This is a genomic window from Occallatibacter savannae (assembly GCF_003131205.1).
Taxonomy (GTDB): Bacteria; Acidobacteriota; Terriglobia; order Terriglobales; family Acidobacteriaceae; genus Telmatobacter; species Telmatobacter savannae.
In genome coordinates this window covers 184,653-206,865 of sequence record NZ_QFFY01000007.1, presented here as the reverse complement: position 1 = coordinate 206,865, position 22,213 = coordinate 184,653, and the positions used below count along the sequence as shown (strand labels likewise).

The window sequence follows — 22,213 nt, the reverse complement described above, 5'->3', positions numbered from 1 at the left end:
TCAACGGTCTGTGGGGAATCGCGGGCCAGAATCCTTACAGCATACTTATGACTCGATTGCTAGGCTGGCCTCACGCAGGAAAAACAAACGCGTCATCCTGAATCAAGTGTCTTCATAGCTTCTTTTCAGTTTGAATTGGCTCGCTGATGCGGCGCGCTCTGCGTTCCCGTCGCCGGGCTTGAATTGACTACTTTCTCGAGGCCACAATCAATGCATTCCAAACGCAGCAGCGCTGGGTTGTCCTTTTTCGTTTCTGTATTCTCGGCCGTCCTTCTGCTCAGCGGGCTTTCGGCAATGGCGCAGCAGACTCTCGGCGGAATCACCGGGGAAGTTACGGATGCATCGGGGGGCGTGATCCCGAACGTCATGGTGACCGCTGTGGATGAGCAGACCTCTTTGACACGAACCGCTGCAACCAATGCCTCCGGCACATACCTGTTTGTGAATCTTCCGATCGGCTCGTACACGCTCACCTACAAGGCAGAGGGATACGATGTGCAGAAGACACAGCACATCGGGGTGCAGGCAAATCGGACTGCAACCGTGAACGCCTCCCTCAAGGTGGGGCAGACGACGACCACTGTTGAGGTGGAAGCCTCGCCGCTAATGAACGCGGTGGACACGACGGTTGGTTATGTGCTGGATACTTCGCAGATTGATGCGGTGCCGCTGTCGACAGGGAGTTTCACGGGTGTTGCGATTCTTTCGCCTGGCGTAAACGCTGAGCTTCCAGGAGGAACGGGTTCAAATAGCGGCTTGGGCAATGCGCCGATCTGGGCTAACGGGCAGCGGGATACAAGTAACAGCTTCTCGCTGAATGGCGTGGACGCGAGCAATCTGTTCAACGGGAAAAGCACCAGCCAGGTTCCGTCAGCGCGCGTCATCAACAGTACCGGAGTTTCAAGCAGCATCGGCGCTGGCGGAGTGATCCCTTCGACCGCGTCCATTTATCTCTCGATTGGGAATGCGATTCCGACACCGGCTCCTGAGACGCTGGAAGAGGTCCGCGTGAATTCGTCGATGTACGACGCACAGCAAGGCTCGACCTCGGGAGCGCACATCGACCTGAGCACAAAAGCCGGGACTAACGCCTACCATGGCAGTGCCTATATCCGCCGCGGCACAGACTGGCTGAATGCCGCGCCGTTCTTCTTCAACCAGGACCCAAGCATTCCGGCGAACCTGAAGGTGCCGCAACTGCACCGGTACACGGCAGGGGGCACGTTTGGGGGGCCAATTCTGAAGGACAAGCTTTTTGGGTTCGTGTCGTATCAGCACCTGCACGTTTCAGATCAGGAGGCTGGAGACGACTTCCTCGATGTGCCTGTCGGCTTGAACGACAACAACCGGGATCCAGCAGGGCTGGCCGAACTTGCCAACGAGTCTTTTTCTGAACTGAACGGAAACACGATCACATCCGGTCAGATCGACCACCTGGCGCTGGTGCTGTTCAATGCGCCCGCGCTGCCGGGCGAGCCGGGCAAGTGGTTGATCCCGAACGACGGCGGCATTTTGCCGACAGCCGCGCATATCGACAATGCATTTCTTCCCGGGACTGGCTTCTTCAAGGGGGATCTTGCGGTCGCCGACCTCGACTACAACGCGACGAAGAAGGATACGCTTTCGGCCAAGTACTACTACCAGCACGATCCGACGCTCGCGCCGTACTCGTACTCGAGCGTTCCTGGTTTCACTGAGCACCTTGACTCGGGCGCGCAGGTCTTCTCGCTAACCAATAGCTACATTGTGACGCCAAACCTCAGCACCACGCAGACGCTCGGAGTGCTGCGCGAAAAGAACTGGGGCGACAACGTGCAGGCGTTCGGTCCTGACAAGATTCCAGGCGGAAATTACGGGACTGGTTCGATCAACGTATTCGGATCGAGCTATTTTCCGGGAATCTCGATCTATAACGTGCTGGGGATTCATCAGCCTGTTGGCCAGCCGTCGCAGGCGATCCTCAATATCGGACCGAATGCGGAAGGCCAATCGGCGAACACGGGTGTGTTTCAGAATCGGCTTGCTCCGTCTGGAAGCGCGATCTGGACGAAGGGGCGGCACACGGTCAACTTCGGAGCCAACTACACCTACACTCAGCTCAACACGATTGACAAGCGCACCGGAACAGGCACGGTTGCAACTGATGACTTCAGCCAGATGGTGCAGGGCTATGTGACGCCAGGCGGATCGGTGAGCGGCTTCTACGTGACGTCGTTCCTTCAAGGCGACGCGAACCGCTACTATCGCGCAAACCAGCTCGGCTCGTACGTGCAGGATAAGTTCCAGGTCACACTTGGTCTGTCTCTGACGCTTGGCGTTCGCTACGACTGGGATGGAGGGCTGACGGAGAAGTACGGCCGACTCTTCAACTTCGATCCGAAGCGCTACAAGTATGACGTTAACGGCGATGCGATCGTCGACTCAGGACTCATCATCGCCGGCAACAACAAAAACGGAACCTCCGGAGTGAGTCCGACGACTTTGACAGGGCGGCAGTGGGGAATTGCTCCGCGCATTGGACTTGCATGGCAGCCGGGATTTCTTCATAACAAGGTGGTTGTGCGCACGGGCGGCGGAATTTACTACGACCGCGGGGAACTTTTCAGCTACTTCTCGCCAGGGTACGCGATCGGCACTGTCACGGGCGGCCCATTTGGCGTGAATCAGCAGCTGCCGTTCGTCAATGTGTCGACGTGTCCCACGAGTTCGCAGTCGTTCTACGAGTTCTACCTGCCCACTTGCGGAGGGAATGGCGGGTTCGAGCCTCCCCAAGGTCCACCGACTGCGGAGGCCGGGAATCTTGAGAATCCGTACGGCACGACTCTTCAGCATGTGGCGCCGAGCAATCCAAAGGCGTCCGACCTGTCGAGTTATCTGCCGAACGCCTACAGCATTGTGAACTACAACAGCGGTCTTGAAGGGGTGATCAACAACGGACAGCCAATTTCGCTGGGCGTGTACGATCGCACGAACAAGCTGCCGTACACCTACAATTACACTCTCGACATTCAGTGGCAGCCGCGAAGCGACGTTGCGGTCGAGGTCGGATACGTCGGGAATCTCGGTCGTCATCAGGTTATTCCGGTGCCCTTCAACCAGCCGGGAATTGCCTCTCCCGGGCATCCACTGCTTGCGGGCACTCCGTATCAGCAGAATTACACGTACGGCTACAACGTCGGGTTTGGAGCGCTCGACGACGGAAGCTACTATCTTGCGAACTATGAAGGCGGCAACGTAGATCTTCGCGTCCCCTACATCGGATATGCGGCTGAGTCGATCACGTACAAGGCGGCCGGCATTGATGCATATAACGCGTTGCAGGCACATTTTGAAAAGCGCATGAGCCGTGGTTTCCAAGTCGGTGCGTCCTATACCTACTCGCACGCGCTGGACGAGCAAAGCGGACTTGGCTTGTTCTACAACGGTAATAATCCGCTCAATCTGCGCAGTGGCTACGGTTCGGCGGACTTCGACCGTACACACGTGATCAACTTCAACTACGTTCTGCGCGTGCCAAACCGTGCCCGCAAAGATTCGCTCGCTGCTTACGCCATCAATGGATGGTCGCTGGTGGGTCTAACCGTATTGCAGAGCGGACAGCCTTACAGTGTCATCGACTTTTCGGGCGCAATCGGCAGTATCTACTACTCCACTGCTGACGGGATCACGAATCCCATCGTTCCCCTGGCGAAGGGATGCACGCCGAAATCCGCAAAGACCGGGGCGACCGGGGCGTGGTTCTACGCGGGGGGTAAGGCAGCGTTAAATCCCGCATGCTTCACGCTGCCCATTCTTCCGGCGGGCGGACTTGATGGTGCGATTCCTTCATCGGATCCGTTCGAAACAGGATTTACAACAGGACAACGCAACATCTTCCGGCAGGCATTTCAAAAGCGTGCAGACGCTTCGATCGAGAAAGTGATGAGCTTCAGGGAACGGTACAACCTGAAGTTCACATTCGACGTCTACAACCTGACGAACACCAGCAGCTTCGATGTGCCGGGCAACGAGGTTTCGCAGAACCAGTATTACAACGCGTTCCCCTCGTCATCAGACGTTGCGCCCTTGCCTACGGGTTGTGACGCCGGCGGCAACCAGACCAACGTCAGCTTCTACAACTGCCCATCGAGTCTTGGTATCGTCACCCATACGATCGGCAGCCCACGCCAGATCCAGATGTCACTGCACCTCGACTTCTAATCTGTTCAACGGCAACTGCGAGACAAAAAAGCTCCCCATCTCGAAACGGATCGAATTCGATCGGTTCGGGATGGGGAGTCCATGACCAACCCAGGTTACGGAATGGAGTTAGAAGTTGTACCGCAGGCCAAGCTCCACGATGCGGCGACCCTCTTTCAGCGGAGCATAGCCGAATTGCGGATTTGCTGCTGCACTGGCAGCCTGCAATGCCTGGTTCACGTCTGTGCTACCCGAGTTCTGGCTGAAGTTCATCGTGTAGTTCTGGGTGTTCACGGATGTGAAGCTGTTGTTTGCATGATTGATGAAGTTGAACGCTGCCAGTCGGAACTGAACGTTGTTGCGGTCGCTGATGCGGAAGGTCTTGGCTGCGGTCAGATCCGTATCAAAGAACGCTGGACCGGTCACGTGTCCGTAGCGGTATGCGCCGTTCGTTCCCAGCGCAGGCAGCGTGAACGCATTTCCGTTGATGTACTGATGCGGACCGTAGTGAGCCGCCGGATTTGCAATGACGCGCGGCTGCAGATTCACATCCGGCGTACCGAGGATGTTGGTGTTGCTGATCGACAGCGTGCAAGTTCCGGTTCCGGAGGTCGTTGCGCAGGTGCTGGTGTTCGCGCCGTTGACTGATGCGACGGCTCCTGCAGGGACAGCGATCGATCCGCTGAGCCCGAAGTTGGAATTGACTGTGGAAGGAAGATTCGGGCCACTCTGGAACTGCACGACGCCGGAAAGCTGCCAGCCATTTGTCACTCCGCCGACGAACCTCTTCTTGACAATGTTGCCGAAGTCGTAGGACCACGCTGCGTTGAAAATGTGCGAGCGATCGAACGGCATGTAGGTGTAGTCGTTGCGATAGTCGAACGGATCGGCGGGGTAGCTGTAGGTGGACGAACCGCCGATGCCCATGATGCCCAGCGCCTTGGACCATGTGTAGTTGACGTTGTAAGTAGCCTTGCCGGTCTGGCGCGTAATGCCGACCTGGAGGCCGTTGTAGTTGGAGTACGCGTTGTGATGAGGAACGTAAACGTGGTTGTACAGCGGGAACCGCTTGAAGCTGTCGATGTGGGCCTGGTCGAGCGAACTTACGCTTACGTTGTTTCCACCAGAGGCCGGGCCAAATACGGGGTAGATGGTGCCGGCGCTGCCCGCGGTGTCGGGACGCGTGCCGGGCTGAGGTCTGAACAGCGAACCCACCGGTAGCGCGTTCAGGTCGTCGAGAGTTGTGTTCTGTGTCGAGCCGTCGTTGATCAACTTGTCGCTGGTGTTCCCCACGTAGGAGATTTCCATCAGCGTGTTGTAGGGCAGCTTCTGATCGAGGGACAGGTTGTAGGTGCGGACTCGCGGCTCTTCGTCATCGGTTCGATCGAATGCGTACACGCTGGTGTCGGGCGTGAAGCCTGCAGCGGTGTTTACTTTCGACTGGAAGGATGAGATCGACGAGAGAAGCACCGGCCCGTTCACGGTGTAGGTACGCGATCCGATCACTGTCTGGCTCTGGTTCGACGAGTCGTTGTACGCGTCATGCGTGCGATAGATACCGAAGCCTCCGCGCAGCATGCTGTTGCCGTTTCCGTAAAGGTCAAGTGCGAATCCGACGCGAGGCTCGATGAAGGCCCATCGTGTGGGTCTGCCCGCCATCGGGACGGAACTGTTGGTTCCGTGCCATTGAACACCAGGCAAAGACGGGTTGGCACCGGCATCGTAATCTGCCGGTGAGAACGTGGCAATGCCGACGCCGTGCGAATCGCTCCAGGGCGTGATGTGCTCCATGCGTACGCCGTAATCGAGGCTCAAACGGGGGCTGACGCGCCAGTGGTCTTGAACGTACCCGGAGAGATTCCAGAAGTACAGGTTCGGTTCCGGCATGATGTTGGTCTGGTTGTACTGGAAGACGATGCCTTCAGCGAAGTTGGCGAGGTAGTTGCCGCCGTTTCCGCTGCCCACGGGACCTGTGGAGTGGATGGTTCCGGCAACCGGGTCGGTGAAAGTCTCTGGGTTGTAGTACTGGTTGATGGTGCCGTTGGTGTTGATGAAAGGCGCAACCTGCGGATTGCTGTCCCACTGGTAGAAGAGGCCGGTGCGGAGCGTGTGCTGTCCGAGAACCTTGGTCACATTGTCGCCAGCGATGCGGATCTGCTTCTTCGCGAAGATGCCACCATAGGTCGCGTCCGGCGTACGCAGGAGGGGCAGGCCGTCATTGCCATAGTCTTCAAGTGTGGGCTGAACGTGGCTGCCGTTCTGGAATACGCCCTGGTATGGGTTGTTGTTGAGCGCGGAGGGAGTCTTGGGAAGGAAGTTGGTGTCGACGTAGCCGCCGCCCGCGAAGAACTCGTTTGTTAGAGACGGGCTGAAGATGTGCGTGTAGTTCAGGCTTGCAACGTGTGAGCCGTACTTGCTGGTCAGGCCGCCTCCGGGGACGTTGATGCCGCCGAGGTTGCCGCGGGCAGAGTAGTACTCATTCTGCGGGACGTAGGACAGGCCCTGCTCCGTGGAATACGTTGCGAACAGCTTGTCTTTGTCGCTGATGGCGAAGTCCACGCGGCCCTTTGCCTGCCAAAGGTTGTTGTTGACGAGGTTGGTGGTGATCCAGTTGTACGTGCCGTTGCTCTGGGTGTTGGGCAGCGGCATTTCGTTCATCACGACTTTGCCCAGCGGATCCAGATAGGGTGCAATGTTTCCGTTCGCAAGTGCAGTGCCGTTCGGCGCAGTCTGCGGCACGCGGCAGATGTTGGCGTCAGGGATGTATCCGGAGCTTGAACCGTTGTAAGTGCAGGCTCCACCGTTCGGATCGATTCCGTAGGCAGGTCCAAGGTACTGCTGAATTTGCGCCTGGCTGAAATCGCCGTTGCGCATTCCTGCAGTTGGAACGAGCGCGGTGAGCGTTGCGCCGGAAGCGCTGCCGTATGCGTAGGTGTTGCGCTGCGCGTAATCTTCGGCACCGACAAAGAAGGTGAGCTTCTTGTTCTTATTGAAGCCGGTTTTCGGAATGAGCACGGGGCCGCCGAACGTAAAGCCGGGATAGACGTAGCGGTCTGGCGGTTTGCCCTGGCCGCTGTAGCCTGCGAGCCAGTCGGTGGAGTTGAGCTGCGTGGTGCGTGCAAATGTGTACAGATTGCCGTGGAACTTATCGCCACCGGATTTTCCAACCGTGTTGATCACGATGGGGCCGTGCGCCTGATCGGCGGTGAAGCTGGAGGTCTGTACCTTCACTTCGGCAACCTGCTCGTAGTTCACGTTCTGCATGGCGCCGTTCATATTGCCGGGGTCGGTGATGTCCATGCCATCTGAGAGGAGGGCCTGGCCATTGGCCGGAGTGCCGTTTGCCGCGTACTGGCCAAGAGCGCCGCCGGGATTGACCTGCGCCGGATCATACTGGCGGTTATCAACGTTGCCGCTTCCGCCGTTGGAGATGGCGAAGCCGGGCAGAATCTTCAGGAGTTCGGTGACATCGCGGCCTTCAACCGACAGATGCTCGATCTCCTGGGATGAGATCAATGCGCTCTGTTCACCGGAATCCTGGCTGATGGTGCTTTCAGCGGACGTGACTTCGACGGTCTGACTTGCGGCGCCCGGCATCATGGCGATTCCGCGGACATTGCGCTGATCACCCGGGTCGAGATGAATCGCCTTCTGCTGGAACTGCTGGAATCCCTGCGCCGTGATCGTCACGTCGTAATTCCCGGTGGGGACGGCGGAGAACGAAAAGACGCCCGCTCCATTTGAAACGGATGTGCGAGTGTCACCGGTAGCTTCGTTCTTCAAGAGCACCGTCGCGTTTGGAATCACCGCGCCGGTCGGGTCTGTTACGACGCCGCCGAGCGTAGCGGTCGTAGTCTGCGCCCCGGCGGTATAGATAAGCATGATGGCTGTGAACGCACACGCAAGAATACGCATGCTGGCTCGAATACTGCGGATAATCATCTGGACCTCAACTGCGGATGAATGTTGAATGACAGCATCTCCGTTCCGCGCACAAATGGGCTCGTACGTCTGCTGGAAGCTCAGACATGGAGACAATCTATGGACTTGTGCGGGAAGGGGATTAGAGAGTGAAAACTACGAATCCGACTCCAAGTGAAAGTGTGCGGACCCGTTTTGTGGCCCGACTTTCGAAGCTTGCAGAATTGTAATAAACCACGCAGAAAACGCCTGTCAAATCGCTTTACTAGAGGGTTTTTGCGTGTGCTCGAACCTGAGGAGATAAGTCTTTGCGATAGGTGCGATTACGTACCCACAAGCAACCCGGATGAAAAAGGGGCTGGAGAGAACCTGTACGTGTGGTCGTTCTGAGCGAGAGGGTCTTTTGTCTCACCATCTGAATTTGTAAGTAGAAGCTAGAAAGTTTTGGGGAGGTATTGTGCCGTCGCACCGCCTCCTTCGCATACTTGGAGACCGCTGTGCGATCAGATTTGTGAAACCAAACTTTCTCCGCGCCCGAGCATCCCACCAGCGTTGAAATTCTCCTCTCGCACCGGAGGGCTCAGCATCGTGCCGGAAGAAAGTCGATTGCTCGTGGACCGAAGGCAGTTCACAACATTGCTAGCCGCAGCAGGGTTGTCCGCTTCCAAAGCTTTGCCGGCGAATTCCCGCTTGGAGGACGCCGAAGTTATCCAACTCTCTCGCAACGCCTGGGTCCCGAACAACGATCGGCTTCCAGTAATTCTCTATCGAAGCGCACTCGATCTCTCCGGCTCCGATCCGGCGGCAAGGTTCGAACAGAGGTTTCTTCGGAACGGGTGGCCTCCACAGTGGCGTAATGGGATCTACGACTTTCATCACTATCACTCGACTGCACATGAAGTTCTCGGGATAGCTGCGGGCAGCGCGCACGTCATCCTCGGCGGTCCGGGAGGTCACGAACTCACTTTAAACGGCGGGGATGTTGTTGTGCTGCCGGCCGGTACAGGCCACTGCCGCGTGCAGGCCTCGGCCGACTTCCTTGTCGTGGGCGCTTACCCTCCCCTGCAGTCGTGGGATATCTGCCGCAGCGCTCCGTCGCAAGCTGAACGCGATCGCATGCGCGATCTTCCGTTTCCTTCGTCGGATCCGTTACACGGCTCCGGTGGACCGCTGACTCGCTTGTGGCAGGGTCGGGCGCAACCCAAAGTATGACGCCCGCGCGATAGGCGGCTATCCTTTTTTATGCCTGATCGAGCCTTCGAGTTCATTCCGACGGGCCACGATGACCGCAGTCGAAATTCTCGGAACATAGTTCGCTCGCTATTCGACTCGACGTATGGTGCGCCGGGGCGACTGGCGCCGCGCTGGATCTTCTTGCGAGCGCTTGCTGCCATCTACTTCTCAGCCTTCTACTCGCTGCTGTTTCAGATTAAGGGTCTCATCGGGCCGGAAGGCATTCTGCCTGCGCACGACTACCTGCCTGCGGTAGCTCGAGCATATCCAGTGGTGAAGTATTGGTTCGCGCCGACGCTCTTCTGGATCTCGTCCGATTCGGACGCACTGATGGTCGTGACCTGGATCGGTCTGCTTGCCTCCATTGCCGCCTTCGCCAATCTGTGGCCGCGCCTAAACTTCTTCATCTGCTTCGTCTGCTTTCTCTCGTTCGTCTCTGCGGCGCAAGACTTCTCCAACTATCAGTCTGATGGGATGCTGCTCGAAGCTGGATTCATTGCTCTATTCTTTTCGCCGCGCGGGCTTCGCCCTAGACTTGGGGAGGCTTCGCCGCCGTCACGTGCGAGCATATTTCTTCTCCAGTGGGAGTGGTTCCGCATCTACTTCGAATCGGGGCTGGTCAAGATTGTCAGCGGGGATCGCCAATGGCGCACACTCACGGCGATGGACCACTATTACGAGACAGGCCCGCTGCCAACGTGGATCGGCTGGTACACGCAGCACCTGCCGCATCGGTTTCACGCGGCGAGCGCGGCGGGCACGCTGATCCTCGAACTCGGCCTGGTCTGGATGCTGTTCTTGCCGCGACGGTTTCGTATCGTGTGCTTCTTTATCGTGACGCCGTGGGAGATCGGCGTTATCCTGACCGCCAATTACACATTTCTCAACTACCTTGTTCTCTCGCTGGGCTTTCTACTACTCGATGATGGCATTGTTCAGCGTTTCATTTCCAAACTCAGCGAGTCGAGACTCGGTGTCGGTTTTGTGCGGTTCAGCCAGTCGCTTGCATCATCGGCAAGACTTGCGGCTGATGAATCCGGGGTCCGGGATGAGTCGGAGTCGCTGACAGGGGCTGGCACTCGGGCGACGGGATCCAGAATGCATCGTCCTTTGCGCGCTGCGGGGTTCGCCATCTCAGTCGTCATGCTCACGTGGATCTGCTACAACACTACGGCAGAGCTGATCATGATTCCATTTCGCAGTTTGCCTCTGCCTACCAAGCCTATCGCCCTGCTCGAACCATTCCGCATTGCAAACCAGTATGGCCTTTTCGCGGTGATGACCAATGGTCGCTACGAGATTGAATTTCAGGGCTCTGATGACGGTCAGAATTGGAAACCATATTTCTTCCGGTACAAGCCACAGATGCTGAACGAAGCTCCGCGCATCTTTGCACCTTATCAGCCGCGTTTTGACTGGAATCTCTGGTTCGCGTCGCTGGGCGACTGGCGTCAGAATGAGATCGTGCCGATCACCGAGGAGCGTCTGCTCGACAACGACCCGGATGTCGTTGGCCTATTCCGCATCAACCCGTTTCCGCAATCGCCGCCTCGTTACATCCGGGCTATCCTGTGGCAATACTGGTTCACGTCACGCGAGGAGAGACGGGCAACGGGGAACTGGTGGCGACGCGAACTGCTTGGCATGTACGCGCCTGAACTCACCAGAACTCCGGAGGGGCAACCCGCCATTGTTCAGCTGCCCGAGGATCTCCCGGTTCATAACTGATTTCGTATGCTCGAAACACCTGCTCCATCAGGTCGCACATCTGGAAGAATGAACTCATGAGGCGCGCACGCATTATCGGTTCCGGACCTAATGGCCTTTCGGCGGCCATAGCGCTCGCACAGGCAGGCGTCGCCGTTGAAGTGTTCGAAGCCAAGAACATAGCCGGAGGAGGAGCGCGGACGCTTCCACTCACCCTTCCCGGTTTCATGCATGACTTCGGTTCGGCTGTGCATCCGATGGCCGCGGCTTCGCCCTTCTTTGACACACTGCCGCTTGCCGAACACGGTCTGGAGTGGATTCACGGAGACTTCCCGCTCGCGCATCCGCTGGACGATGGGTCAGCCGTTCTGCTTCATCGGGAACTCGCTGATCAGGACAGGGAACTGGGGCCAGACGCAAAGGCCTGGCGCGGCCTCATCCAAGATCTGGTTGACAACTGGGACAACTTCGCGCAGGAGGCACTCGGACCTGCTATTCGCATTCCGCGTCATCCCTGGCTGATGGCCCGCTTCGGTGCCGCCGCCTTCCAGCCTGCACGGCGCCTCGCTACACGCCATTTCAGATCGCCAAGGACTCGCGCTCTTTTTGCCGGACTCGCAGCTCACTCGTTCCTCAGTCTTGATGACGTACTCACTTCCGCAATTGCTCTCGTTTTCGCCGCTGTCACTCCCAAAGCTGGCTGGCCGATTCCGCGCGGCGGCTCGCAGTCAATCACGCGGGCGTTGCAGGGTGTGTTCGAGGGCCTCGGGGGAAAACTTTACACCGGGGTACGGATCGATGCTGCTGCTTTTCGCGCGTGGAACTCGCCTGAATGTCTCACGTTGTTTGATACATCGCCGCGGCAGCTTGTCGATATCGCGGGTGAATGTCTTACGCCGGGATTCAGAGAATTGATGACGCGCTTCAAACGAGGTCCCGGAGCCTTCAAGATTGATTACGCGCTATCGCGCCCTGTTCCGTGGCGTGCACGCGAATGCCGCCGCGCCATTACTCTGCATCTCGGTGGAACGCTGGAAGAGATTGCCGAGTCAGAGCGACTGGTGGGCGAAGGCCGATGTCCAGATCGGCCATTTGTTCTCGCGGCTCAGCCGTCGCTGTTCGATGCGACGCGCGCGCCGGAAGGCAAGCATACACTGTGGGCCTACTGCCATGTGCCGAATGGCTCGACCGTTGATATGACGGATCGCATTGAAGCGCAGATCGAGCGTTTCGCGCCCGGATTTCGCGACTGCATTATGACCCGGTATGTCTCGACGCCCGCGATTCTCGAACGTATGGACGCGAACCTGATCGGGGGCGACATCAGCGGCGGTGCGATGACGATGAAGCAGTTTCTTCTGCGCCCGAGCGCGCTCACGTACGAAACCAGCGCGGCCAACCTGTTTCTGTGCTCCTCATCGACGCCTCCGGGCGGTGGTGTTCACGGCATGTGCGGCTACCGTGCGGCGAAGGTTGCCCTGAGCCGCAGCGGGCACCGCTAGCTGAAAACAATCCACAACGCCTGGGTCTCGAAAAGCCTTGACATGCGGATGTGTTCGCGCCTAAATTAATCCAATCGGTTAAATAACCAGAAAGTAAAATTACCAAAATGCAGGATCATCTCAGCACTACCTTTGCCGCTCTTGCCGACCCGACGCGGCGAGCCATTCTGGGTCGCCTCATGCAAGGCGAAACCTCGGTGTCGGAACTAGCAGAGCCATTCGCGATGACGATGCCTGCTGTCTCGAAACACCTGAAAGTGCTGGAGCGGGCTGGTCTGATCGCGCGCGGGCGCGAGGCGCAGTGGCGACCGTGCCGGCTGAACGCGTCGCCTCTCAAAGAGGCGGCGAACTGGATAGAAGATTACCGCCGGTTTTGGGGACGCCACATCGATGCGCTCGAGCGTCACCTGGACCGGATGAAGCTTGCTGAGTCGGCGAGCAAGACACCGGGAGTCAAGCGAGCAAAGAAGACCAGGGCCGGGGCCTTCAAAGCGCGGGCTCCGAAGCCTCGCAAAGGCAGGTCACGATGAGGAACAAGTTCGCTGGGTCCCTCTGCAGTTCAAATGCAGACATTTGTAAGTCTCACAATTCGTTGTTTGCGGATCACAGGAGCAGGTGATGGCAGGACAGTATGTTCCGGGGCACGCCGGCGGCGCGCAAGTCATCAAGGACGGGGAGAGGTGGACGCTGGTTCTCGTGAGGGAACTGAACCACCCACGGGAGCGGGTATGGGAGGCGCTGACCGATCCCAAACATCTGCGCGAGTGGGCGCCTTTCGACGTTGACGGAGATCTGGGCCATGCGGGAGCGACGGTGCACTTGTCGGTGGCGAATGCGCCGCGGCCGATGATTTCGGAGACTGTAGTGACCAGGGCCGATCGGCCCAGCGTGCTTGAGTACAACTGGGGCGACAAGAATCTTCGCTGGGAACTGGAGTCTCTGGGCGATGGTACGCGGCTGACGCTCTGGCATAACATCGACCGCGGCTTCATTGCCTGGGGCGCAGCGGGCTGGCACATCTGCTTCGATGTACTCGATCGGCTGCTTGCGGGAGATCCGATCGGGCGGGCGGTTGGCCCGGACGCGCTGAGGTACGACTGGCAGAGGCTGGTCGATGAGTACGCAAAGGAGTTCGGCGTGACTGCGCCAAAGTTTCCAGGCACAGATGTCGGCAAATGAGGTGCCGGAGTTCGTTGTTTTTCAGATTAGGCAGAGGAGGTCAGAAGCGATGGAATCGGCTCTTGAGAATCCAACACGCGCGGCTGTGATCGCTCAGTTACGAGGCCGCATTATCGTCTACTGGATCATGACGATCCTTGTGGTCATGCCGATTGGCAGCGGAGGGATCGCGCAGATGATGCAGTACTTTGCCAGTCCTCATGGCGTAGTTCCGGTGCTCGGCTATCCGATGTACTTCTTCCTGATTCTTGGGTTCTGGAAGTTTTTCGGAGCGCTCACAATTCTGGTGCCGCGGTTTCCGCGCCTGAAGGAGTGGGCATACGCGGGAATCTTCTTTGATCTGACGGGAGCGGCAGCGTCGAATGCGCTGAGCGGCGGCTACGGCGCTTACGGATTCCACATCATCGCTCCGCTGATCATCACCGGATTCATGTTCGCATCGTGGGCGCTGCGTCCAGCGAGCCGGACGCTCGGAGTTATCTCGGCGAGGATAGCCACCGCCTGATTAAGGAGGCGCAGATGAAGAATGCGGTTTCACCAAAGACATCAGCCGAACTCGACAGGAAAATCGAAGAACTCGAGAAGCAGGGCGACTGGCGAGGCAAGACGCTCGCACATGTTCGCACAGTTATTCACGAGGCGGATCCCGAAATCGTCGAAGAACAGAAGTGGGCGAAGGCCTCGAATCCATCTGGTGTGCCGGTTTTCTACCACGAGGGAATCGTTTGCACGCTGGAGATATACAAGACTGCGGTGAAGCTAACGTTCGCGAAGGGCGCGTCTATCGAGGATCCATCTCACCTGTTCAATGCGAGCCTCGATGGAAATGCGCGCCGCGCGATCGACATTCAGCAAGGTGACAAGTTGAACGAGAAGGCATTCAAAGAACTGATCCGCTCGGCGGTAGCTCTGAACGTGGACGCGAAGCCGAGAGCGCGTAAGGCAGAATAGTCTGTAGCATAAGTAGAAATCCGCGGCCAAAGCCGCATTTGATACTCCGCGATGTATTCAGCAGCCTGAAGGCTGCTGCTCCCTCCGTGATTATTCAGAGGCTGTGTTGAGTGTCCTTTCAGAGGTTCATTTCCGGAACATGATCTAGGCGATTTTGCGGAATGTAAGGTTGTAGCGATACGGTCCGGTGATCGGGTGATGTCCGGGCTTGACGGGCAAGACTCCGTGGAAGCGCATGCGCGATGGGCCACCCCAGACGATGACGTCGCCGTGTTCGAGCAGGATGCGGCGCGTGGGATCGGTTCGCTGGAAGCCGCCGAGGAGGAAGATGCACTCGAGGCCGAGCGAGACGGAGACGATCGGCGCGAACAGGTCGAACTCTGAGCGATCCTGGTGGATGCCCAGTTTCGTTCCGGCCTGGTAGCGGTTGATGTGGCAGGCGTCGGGGCGGAACTGCGGAAACCCGGCGCGGACGGCGGAGCGGATGGCGAAGTCTGCAAGCACCCGCGGAATGGGAGGCCAGATCCTCCTGTCGGCTGGTGCTTGTGGTGCTGGGGGAGAGGGCATTTGCGGGTTGGGAAATTCTTCGCCGCGGGTGTAGATCTGCTGGCGCGCGCTCCATCGGCGACGGAAAGCTTCCGGAGTGCCGCAGTCTGAAACCATGACCTGCATGGGCAGACCGCTGGGGGTTGTGGCGTGGCGCAGAGGCGCCGCTGCCAGGATTCGCTCGACCGCCGCAAAGAACTCGACATCCTGCTCCAGTGCCAGTCCTCGCATGAGGACCGCTCCAGGGTAGATCTCCTCGTGCGTTGGTTCGGCCGCAAGCTGGGAAAAGAGATTCATCGCACCCATGCGTGCATGTTAGCTCATGGGCGAACAAAAGGCGAATAAAAGTTTTCCTCAGCGAAAGCAGGCATTCAATTGAGCGTGACTACCCCCTCCCCCTCCCCTATTGTTTGTGACGAAAAGGTCTACTTTCAATGACTTAGAGATGATCGAGGGCGCTATGTGTGTCTAGTCATTGGAGTTAGCCTCAAGGTGTTTGATAGCAAAGCAGTTAGACGAGGGACGGGCGCGCAAGGGGCTGGGGGAGGGCGGACAGCGGAAAGAGGGACAGAGGAACAGGGCGACAAAGGGGCGGGGCTGAGTTTCCTATCAGTCGGGTTTGCGTGGGTGGATGCCATATGAATCAAGTATGACGATTTCAGCGGAATAAACTGCAAAGTGATCGGAAGTTTTTGCCTTTTAGAATCAGACGGTTAGGGCCTGGATGACGGATGCGGGGTTGACCAGATGGAGGGGTGGGGGCGCGGAGGGGTTGGTTTGATCGACTTTGGTGGTGTTTGCGCGATTGCGCCGCGGAGCGGCTGCTGCCGGAGTAAACCTCTTGCGCCTCACCGGGCGGGATTGGAAGAGGGTTCTGTCGCCCCCGGGGCTGGATCAGAATGGGTCGGGCTTTACCCAGCAGTGCGCCGCTGGTGCGGCTTCTCCTGGGCAAACGTCTAGCGCCCCTGCGGGCTGGTTCGGAGGAGACGCGGAAAGCCGGGAAGATCGTAGGTCCCGGACGTTCCAGACTGCGTGGCAAGCTTCAATTGAGTTGAGGGCCAGCTCATCCCTCAATCACCGGAGCGGGGACCCCGGACGGGCAAAGGGGCTAACAAGAGTCGACGAGGGGACAGAAGGACAAAGGAACGAGGGAACGGGGGGACAAGACAAAGGATAAAGGGACGAGGTTGAACGCTGTGTTGTGAACAGCCTGCCTGACGGATACCTAGGTACTTTCCGGGGTATCGCGGTATTTGCACGGTCATATAAGGTGAGAGGGCGCGGGGTCTGGGGCCCTGTACGGATGACGAAACAAAGAGTTCTGGTGCTGGACGACGAAGCGCTGATTGCCGACTCGCTGGTGCAAATTCTGGAGATGTTCGGCTTCGACGCCGCGGCCTGCTACGATCCGGCGGATGCGGTGGCGTGGCTGAGCGCGAATCCCTGCGACATTCTGGTTTCTGATGTGGTGTTCAACGGGCAGATGTCCGGTGTAGATCTCGCGATCCAGATGTGCAAGACGATGCCGCGTTGCAAGGTTCTGCTGATGTCGGGCAACAACTCGACGGGCGAGCTGCTTGCGGCCGCGCAGGAGCAGGGGCACACGTTCGATATTCTCGCCAAGCCGGTGCATCCCAGCGTGATTCTCGAAAGGCTGAGAGCGATATCGAATGTTCACGGACCTGTCGCCTGAGGGGGCGAGGTGATCAGGCGGTCCGGGTGAGTTGAGAATGAGCGGCTGCAGGGAGTTGCGGCAGTTGCGCATTATTCCGCCTGGTGATGCGGTATGCGAATCCGCCTTTCATTGTTGTTGCATCCAAGCTGGTGAGGTGACATAGTTGCCTCAGCAAGGTTTTCGACTGCTGCTGAATCGAGGAATCGGGTGACTTGGTCCCGGTGTCCAGCAGCCTATCGTGCCACCGCCGCGCCACACTGTTTGGTTGAGTCATCGAGTTCAGTTCGGCCTCAGGAACTCGAGCCTTCCCTGAGCGGTCTGCCAAACTCCGACCCCGTGCTAAGTTGACACTCGCTTGGAGCGCAAGTCTCCGGAGCCCGATATGCATTTTCCCCGCGTTGGTGAACGCGTGTGGGTGCGCGGCTGCGCGCATCATTTTGTTGTGGTGCGCATCGATTACTGCACACAAGTGGCGACGCTTGCGCCGGTTGAGATTCTGGCAAATCTGAGGCGCTGCCCCATCGCCGCAATTTTTGCCCTACACGATTTTGATCTTGCGCAGAGCTCGATGTCGCCGGCCGAGGCGACAAGGGGTTTGTTGGAGACTACGCATCACTGCATCCACTCCGCAAGCAGCGCCCTCCGTTACCTGCGGCAGACGGCGAGCCGAACCTTCGACCTTGTGGCGGAATCGAACGAGATGATCAAGCGCACCGATCAGACGATTGCGCGCTGGAATCTGCTCGGCTGCGATCCGGGAGAGGTCAGGGGATAGAGTTAGTTGCCAGTTGCCAGTTGCCAGTTGCCAGTTGCCAGTTGTCAGTTGTCAGTTGTCAATGGCCAGTTGTCAGTGGTCAGCGGTCAGCTCGTAGTTCTTAGTCCAACGCTGTTCCTCAGCCTTGCGGCAACATCAAGAGATCTTGCGATTGGCATCTGGCGCCCAGCCTTTCGAGACAGAGTCCGTTCATCGTGAACTGCTCAAGAACGTGTCGACCGCTGTGGTTAAATCTGAGCCAGAGGGTTTGAAAGTCGTGGAAGTGCTGGTGATCCTGCTCCCGCTTTTCATGATCTTTCCCGCGATCTTCGTCGTTCTCGCTGCTGCATCTGCGCGGGCCAAAAGACGGGAAGCGGGAGAGGCGAAGGCGTCTGCCGAAGCAGGGGAACGGTGATTCCTCTCAGTTTCTCCCCGTTCCTTCACTCAGCAACTTGCGCACCTCTTCATCTGAAGTAGCCTCGAAGTTGCGATAGAACTGGCCGACGGACTCGAGTGGTTCGGGGACGAGGGCGCACACGACTTCGTCGGCGAGGGTGTAGAGGTCGTCGCAGGTACTGCGGGCGCCGACGGGTACGGCGACGATGACGCGGCGAGCGTCTGGTTTGACGGCGCGGATGGCGACCTTCATGCTGGCTCCGGTGGCAAGGCCATCGTCGACGAGGATGACGGTGCGGGAGTTGATGGGAACGGCGGGATGACCCTGGCGGTAGAGGGCTTCGCGGCGGTGGAGCTCGGTGCGCTCCTGCTGGATGACTTTGTCGAGCTGCGGGCCGGAGATGCGGCATGAGCGGAGGAGGTCCTCATTGAGGACGATGACGCCGCCGCCGGCAATGGCGCCCATGGCGAGTTCGGGTTGCGAGGGAACGCCGAGCTTGCGGACGACGAGGATGTCGAGGGGGAGCGAGCAGGCCTTTGCGACTTCGTAGGCGACGGGGACGCCGCCGCGGACGAGGCCGAGGACGACGGCGTCGGCGATGTCAGGCAGCCTGGCGACGAGTGCACCGAGGATGCGGCCGGCTTCGCGGCGGTTGGCGAAGGTGGGGCGTTCCATCACGGGGAGAATTGTAGGGCAGTTGCCAGTTCCCAGTAGCCAGTAGCCAGTTGCCAGTAGCCAGTTGCCAGTTGTCAGTTCCGGCCCTTGCGACAAAACAAAAGCGTCGCAAGGACGGGACCCGGCGTTGGGCTTGAGGTGCTCGACTGCCGTTCTTCTTTTTTATGACAAAAGCAGCGAGTTAGCGCCGCTTTGCGGCGTTAGCGAGTTAGCAAGTTAGCGGGGTGGTTGAGGAGCGGAGTGCACAGCCGGGCGCACGGCTATGCTGTCCTGGCGATTTCCCCGGTCCCCAAGTGCGAGGGACCGGGGGCGCCCAGCGAGTTAGCAAGTTAGCGGGGAGGTTGAGGGAGCGGAGTGTAGAGATGTGGCGCACGGCTATGCCGTCCCGGCGATGTCCCGGTCCCCAAGTGCGAGGGACCGGGGGCACCCAGCGAGTTAGCAAGTTAGCGGGGTGGTTGAGGGAGCGGGCCCCGGACGTCCTTCCGATGGACTGGTTTTAGGTTGCGCATACGAGTGCTCGTCTACAATGTGCGCAAGCTTCACCGAGGTCAATCCTATGCGGCCATCCTTCTCCCTGGGTATCGAAGAGGAATATCAGACGATCGATCCGGTAACGCGCGATCTGCGCTCGCACATCCAGACGGAGATGCTGGCGCAGGGAAAGATGCGGCTGCAGGAGCGTGTGAAGGCGGAGATGCACACGTCGGTGGTGGAGGTGGGCACGCGGATCTGCCGCAACATCGACGAGGCGCGCGAAGATGTGTACGAGCTGCGGCGCGAGATGATCAAGCTCGCGCGGGAGCACGACCTGGAACTGGTGGCGGGGGCTACGCATCCTTTTGCGGACTGGAGGACGCAGGAGATCTATCCCGATCCGCGGTATCACCAGGTGGTGAAGGATCTGCAGCTTGTGGCGCGGTCGAATCTGATCTTCGGGCTGCACGTGCATGTGGGGATCGAGGATCGGGAAGAGGCGATTCGCGTGATGAATGCGATGCGCTACTTTTTGCCGCACATCATGGCGCTGTCGACGAATTCGCCGTTCTGGCTGGGGCTGAATACGGGATATAAGGGATATCGCGCGAAGGTGTTTGAGAATTTTCCGCGGACGGGGATTCCGGATGCGTTCTCGAGCTACTCGGAGTTTGAAAACTATGTGAGCCTGCTGGTGCGGACGAACTGCATCGATAACGCGAAGAAGATCTGGTGGGATATCCGGCCGCATCCTTTCTTCAACACGGTGGAGGTGAGGGCGTGCGATATTCCGTTGCGGGCGGAGGAGACGATTGCGATTGCGGCGCTGATTCAGGCGACGGCCTTTTATCTATGCAAGCTGCACGAGAGGAACCAGGACTTCAGGCACTATGCACGGCCGCTGCTGATGGAGAACAAATTTCGTGCGGTGCGTTACGGGCTGGATGGGTGTCTGATTGATTTCGGCAAACAGCAGGAGGTTCCGGAACGCGACCTGATCGAGGAGTACCTGGCGATGATCGATCCGGCGGTGGATGAGCTTGGAAGCAGAGAAGCGATCGAGGGGATTCGGAAGATCATGAAGACGGGCACGGGGGCTGACCGGCAGCTGAAGGTGTTTGAGGAATCGAAAGGCGATTTGAAGGCGGTGGTGGATTATATGGCGGAGGAGACGCGGGCGGGGTTGTAGAACAGCCAGCTTTTAGCTCTCAGCTTTTAGCTCCTAGCTTCAATTGCGACAAAGCCCGAAGCATTCGCAAGGAGGTGCCCCGCTGCAGAACGAATGCGAGCCTTCGGGTGCTAAGCTGAACCTTCGTTAGCCATGTTTGTCACTTCACAGCACGCGCACTTCATTGGGATTGGCGGGATCGGCATGAGCGGGATTGCCGAGATCCTGGTCAACATGGGTTTCAAGGTGTCGGGGTCCGATTTGCGGCGCGGCCCGGTGACGGATCGGTTGGCGCAGCTCGGCGCGACTATCTATGCGGGGCACCGCGCGGAGAATGTGGCCGGTGCGACTGTGGTGGTGACGAGCTCTGCGGTGCTGGCGACGAACCCTGAGGTGGTGGAGGCGCGGGCGCAGAAGATTCCGGTGATTCAGCGGGCGGAGATGCTGGCTGAGCTGATGCGGCTGAAGTACGGGATCGCGATCGCGGGCATGCACGGCAAGACGACCACGACATCGATGGTGGCGACGGTGCTGGCTGCGGGCGGGCTCGATCCGACGGTGGTAGTGGGCGGGCGTGTGGATTCGCTGGGGTCGAACGCGAAGCTCGGGACGACGCAGTATCTGGTGGCGGAAGCGGATGAGAGCGACCGGTCGTTTTTGAAGCTGCCGCCGATATTGGCAGTGGTGACGAATCTGGATCGCGAGCACATGGATTGCTATCGCGACATGGCGGATGTGGAGAACGCGTACCTCCAGTTCATGGACAAGGTGCCGTTTTATGGGGCGGTGACGGCTTGTGCGGATAATGCGGCGCTGGCGGCGATACTGCCGCGGGCACATCGGCGTGTGTTCCGGTATGGCGTGGATGCTGAGGCGGAGTATCGGCTCGAGTTTCTGGATCGGGAAAAGATGAAGGCCGGGTTGGGATCGTTCTCGTGCTTTCAGGTTCATGCGCCGGGCGGGGTGCTGGGGCCGTTTGAGCTGCACGTTCCGGGGCGGCACAATGCGCTGAACGCGACGGCGGCGGTGGCGATTGCGCATCAGCTGGAAGTGAAGCCGGAGCAGATTGCGGCGGGCATCTCGAGTTTTCGCGGCGTGGATCGGCGGTTTCAGATTCGGGGAAAGGCGCGGGGCGTAACGGTGGTCGATGATTACGGGCACCATCCGACGGAGATTCGTGCAACGCTGGCGGCCGCGCGGGAGTACTGTCGGGACGGGCGGATTCACGTGATCTTCCAGCCGCACCGGTATACGCGGACACGAGATCTGCTGGATGAGTTTGGCGGTGCCTTTGGGGATGCGAACCGGGTGTTTGTGCTGCCGATTTACGCTGCGAGTGAGGAACCGCTGCCGGGGATTACCGCGGAGCTGCTGACTGCGAAGATTAGGGAGTCGCAGGCGGAGTTTGTGGCGGATTTTCCGTCGGCGATCGCGGCGGCGGCGGGCGCGGCGCGCGAAGGCGACGTGATTATGACGCTGGGGGCGGGGAGCGTGAGCCAGTTGGGGCCGTTGATTCTGGCGGAGCTTGGGAAGTAGACAGCTGCCAGTTGCCAGTTACCAGTTACCAGTTGTCAGTTCTCAGTTACCAGTCAGTTCGTGCGGACCCCGGAGTCCAATTCTTCGAACCTCTTTTCCAGCGCCCCCACGGGGCTCAGGCACATTTTGGCGGCTGCTGTCCCAGGACCGCGCTCCGCTTGTCCTGGGCTAACCTCCTGCGCTCCCTGCGGGAGCTGAGCTCGCTTTCCTCCCCGGTCCCCAAATGCGAGGGACCGGGGACACCCGCTTTTCTAGGCAACCGAACTTTGTCGCTCCCATGTCTCCAACAACGGGAGACATGGGGCACCCAGCTTCT

General features: G+C 58.9%; 16 protein-coding genes. 13 read left to right on the top strand and 3 right to left on the bottom strand.

Annotation, left to right across the window (positions count from 1 at the left end):
• The first annotated feature begins 210 nt into the window (after positions 1-210).
• A complete protein-coding gene (locus tag DHV10_RS23400; RefSeq protein ID WP_109488838.1) occupies positions 211-4,200 on the top strand; it encodes a carboxypeptidase-like regulatory domain-containing protein in 3,990 nt (1,329 codons plus the stop codon).
• A 108-nt stretch (positions 4,201-4,308) separates the two neighbouring features.
• Here DHV10_RS23400 and DHV10_RS23395 read toward each other — a convergent pair whose 3' ends face one another.
• Complete coding sequence (locus DHV10_RS23395) at positions 4,309-8,121, bottom strand: outer membrane beta-barrel protein (RefSeq protein WP_109488837.1); 3,813 nt, start codon at positions 8,119-8,121, stop codon at positions 4,309-4,311.
• A gap of 567 nt (positions 8,122-8,688) precedes the next feature.
• Between DHV10_RS23395 and DHV10_RS23390 the strand changes: the two genes are divergently transcribed.
• The 7 genes from DHV10_RS23390 (at position 8,689) to DHV10_RS23360 (ending at position 14,672) form a co-directional block, all read left to right on the top strand.
• Positions 8,689-9,312, top strand: a complete 624-nt coding sequence (locus DHV10_RS23390) for a cupin (protein WP_239462002.1) — start codon at positions 8,689-8,691, stop codon at positions 9,310-9,312.
• Between the two features lie 30 nt (positions 9,313-9,342).
• Positions 9,343-11,061: a lipase maturation factor family protein gene (locus DHV10_RS23385; RefSeq protein ID WP_109488836.1), complete on the top strand. Its 1,719-nt coding sequence runs from the start codon at positions 9,343-9,345 to the stop codon at positions 11,059-11,061.
• Between the two features lie 56 nt (positions 11,062-11,117).
• The gene (locus tag DHV10_RS23380; RefSeq protein WP_109488835.1) at positions 11,118-12,542 is read left to right on the top strand and encodes a phytoene desaturase family protein; all 1,425 of its coding nucleotides are present in this window, start codon (positions 11,118-11,120) and stop codon (positions 12,540-12,542) included.
• Positions 12,543-12,649: 107 nt separating this feature from the next.
• Positions 12,650-13,072 (top strand): ArsR/SmtB family transcription factor, encoded by a 423-nt coding sequence (locus DHV10_RS23375; RefSeq protein ID WP_109488834.1) that lies wholly within the window; start codon positions 12,650-12,652, stop codon positions 13,070-13,072.
• A gap of 88 nt (positions 13,073-13,160) precedes the next feature.
• Positions 13,161-13,721, top strand: coding sequence for an SRPBCC family protein (locus tag DHV10_RS23370; RefSeq protein ID WP_204101512.1), 561 nt, complete (start codon positions 13,161-13,163; stop codon positions 13,719-13,721).
• Positions 13,722-13,770: 49 nt separating this feature from the next.
• Positions 13,771-14,226: a DoxX family protein gene (locus DHV10_RS23365; protein WP_109488832.1), complete on the top strand. Its 456-nt coding sequence runs from the start codon at positions 13,771-13,773 to the stop codon at positions 14,224-14,226.
• A 14-nt stretch (positions 14,227-14,240) separates the two neighbouring features.
• On the top strand, positions 14,241-14,672 hold the full coding sequence (locus DHV10_RS23360; RefSeq protein WP_109488831.1) for a DUF1801 domain-containing protein: 432 nt from the start codon (positions 14,241-14,243) through the stop codon (positions 14,670-14,672).
• A 144-nt stretch (positions 14,673-14,816) separates the two neighbouring features.
• Here DHV10_RS23360 and DHV10_RS23355 read toward each other — a convergent pair whose 3' ends face one another.
• On the bottom strand, positions 14,817-15,515 hold the full coding sequence (locus tag DHV10_RS23355) for an alpha-ketoglutarate-dependent dioxygenase AlkB (RefSeq protein ID WP_109488906.1): 699 nt from the start codon (positions 15,513-15,515) through the stop codon (positions 14,817-14,819).
• Between the two features lie 1,006 nt (positions 15,516-16,521).
• Between DHV10_RS23355 and DHV10_RS23350 the strand changes: the two genes are divergently transcribed.
• From DHV10_RS23350 to DHV10_RS27605, 3 genes are all read left to right on the top strand, one after another.
• The gene (locus tag DHV10_RS23350; RefSeq protein ID WP_109488830.1) at positions 16,522-16,911 is read left to right on the top strand and encodes a response regulator; all 390 of its coding nucleotides are present in this window, start codon (positions 16,522-16,524) and stop codon (positions 16,909-16,911) included.
• Between the two features lie 364 nt (positions 16,912-17,275).
• Positions 17,276-17,668, top strand: a complete 393-nt coding sequence (locus DHV10_RS23345) for a hypothetical protein (RefSeq protein ID WP_109488829.1) — start codon at positions 17,276-17,278, stop codon at positions 17,666-17,668.
• 247 nt (positions 17,669-17,915) lie between these two features.
• A complete protein-coding gene (locus DHV10_RS27605) occupies positions 17,916-18,062 on the top strand; it encodes a hypothetical protein (protein ID WP_204101511.1) in 147 nt (48 codons plus the stop codon).
• Positions 18,063-18,068: 6 nt separating this feature from the next.
• Here the strand turns inward: DHV10_RS27605 and DHV10_RS23335 are convergent, their stop codons facing one another.
• Positions 18,069-18,719 carry a phosphoribosyltransferase gene (locus DHV10_RS23335; RefSeq protein ID WP_109488827.1) on the bottom strand — a complete coding sequence of 217 codons (651 nt, stop codon included), beginning with the start codon at positions 18,717-18,719 and terminating at the stop codon, positions 18,069-18,071.
• Between the two features lie 556 nt (positions 18,720-19,275).
• On the opposite strand from DHV10_RS23335, the gene DHV10_RS23330 reads away from it, so the two are divergent.
• Together DHV10_RS23330 and murC are read left to right on the top strand one after the other, a co-directional pair.
• A complete protein-coding gene (locus DHV10_RS23330; protein ID WP_109488826.1) occupies positions 19,276-20,382 on the top strand; it encodes a carboxylate-amine ligase in 1,107 nt (368 codons plus the stop codon).
• Positions 20,383-20,514: 132 nt separating this feature from the next.
• The gene (murC, locus tag DHV10_RS23325; RefSeq protein WP_109488825.1) at positions 20,515-21,897 is read left to right on the top strand and encodes a UDP-N-acetylmuramate--L-alanine ligase; all 1,383 of its coding nucleotides are present in this window, start codon (positions 20,515-20,517) and stop codon (positions 21,895-21,897) included.
• Positions 21,898-22,213 lie beyond the last annotated feature (316 nt).

Excerpts from the sequence above, each read along its gene's own strand:
- DHV10_RS23395 (WP_109488837.1), bottom strand. The coding sequence starts at position 8,121 with ATGATTATCCGCAGTATTCGAGCCAGCATGCGTATTCTTGCGTGTGCG.
- DHV10_RS23330 (WP_109488826.1), top strand. The coding sequence starts at position 19,276 with ATGCGGCCATCCTTCTCCCTGGGTATCGAAGAGGAATATCAGACGATC.
- DHV10_RS23355 (WP_109488906.1), bottom strand. The coding sequence starts at position 15,515 with ATGAATCTCTTTTCCCAGCTTGCGGCCGAACCAACGCACGAGGAGATC.
- DHV10_RS23400 (WP_109488838.1), top strand. The coding sequence starts at position 211 with ATGCATTCCAAACGCAGCAGCGCTGGGTTGTCCTTTTTCGTTTCTGTA.
- DHV10_RS23345 (WP_109488829.1), top strand. The coding sequence starts at position 17,276 with ATGCATTTTCCCCGCGTTGGTGAACGCGTGTGGGTGCGCGGCTGCGCG.
- DHV10_RS23365 (WP_109488832.1), top strand. The coding sequence starts at position 13,771 with ATGGAATCGGCTCTTGAGAATCCAACACGCGCGGCTGTGATCGCTCAG.
- DHV10_RS23385 (WP_109488836.1), top strand. The coding sequence starts at position 9,343 with ATGCCTGATCGAGCCTTCGAGTTCATTCCGACGGGCCACGATGACCGC.
- DHV10_RS23380 (WP_109488835.1), top strand. The coding sequence starts at position 11,118 with ATGAGGCGCGCACGCATTATCGGTTCCGGACCTAATGGCCTTTCGGCG.
- DHV10_RS23375 (WP_109488834.1), top strand. The coding sequence starts at position 12,650 with ATGCAGGATCATCTCAGCACTACCTTTGCCGCTCTTGCCGACCCGACG.
- DHV10_RS23360 (WP_109488831.1), top strand. The coding sequence starts at position 14,241 with ATGAAGAATGCGGTTTCACCAAAGACATCAGCCGAACTCGACAGGAAA.
- murC (WP_109488825.1), top strand. The coding sequence starts at position 20,515 with ATGTTTGTCACTTCACAGCACGCGCACTTCATTGGGATTGGCGGGATC.
- DHV10_RS23370 (WP_204101512.1), top strand. The coding sequence starts at position 13,161 with ATGGCAGGACAGTATGTTCCGGGGCACGCCGGCGGCGCGCAAGTCATC.
- DHV10_RS23350 (WP_109488830.1), top strand. The coding sequence starts at position 16,522 with ATGACGAAACAAAGAGTTCTGGTGCTGGACGACGAAGCGCTGATTGCC.
- DHV10_RS23335 (WP_109488827.1), bottom strand. The coding sequence starts at position 18,719 with ATGGAACGCCCCACCTTCGCCAACCGCCGCGAAGCCGGCCGCATCCTC.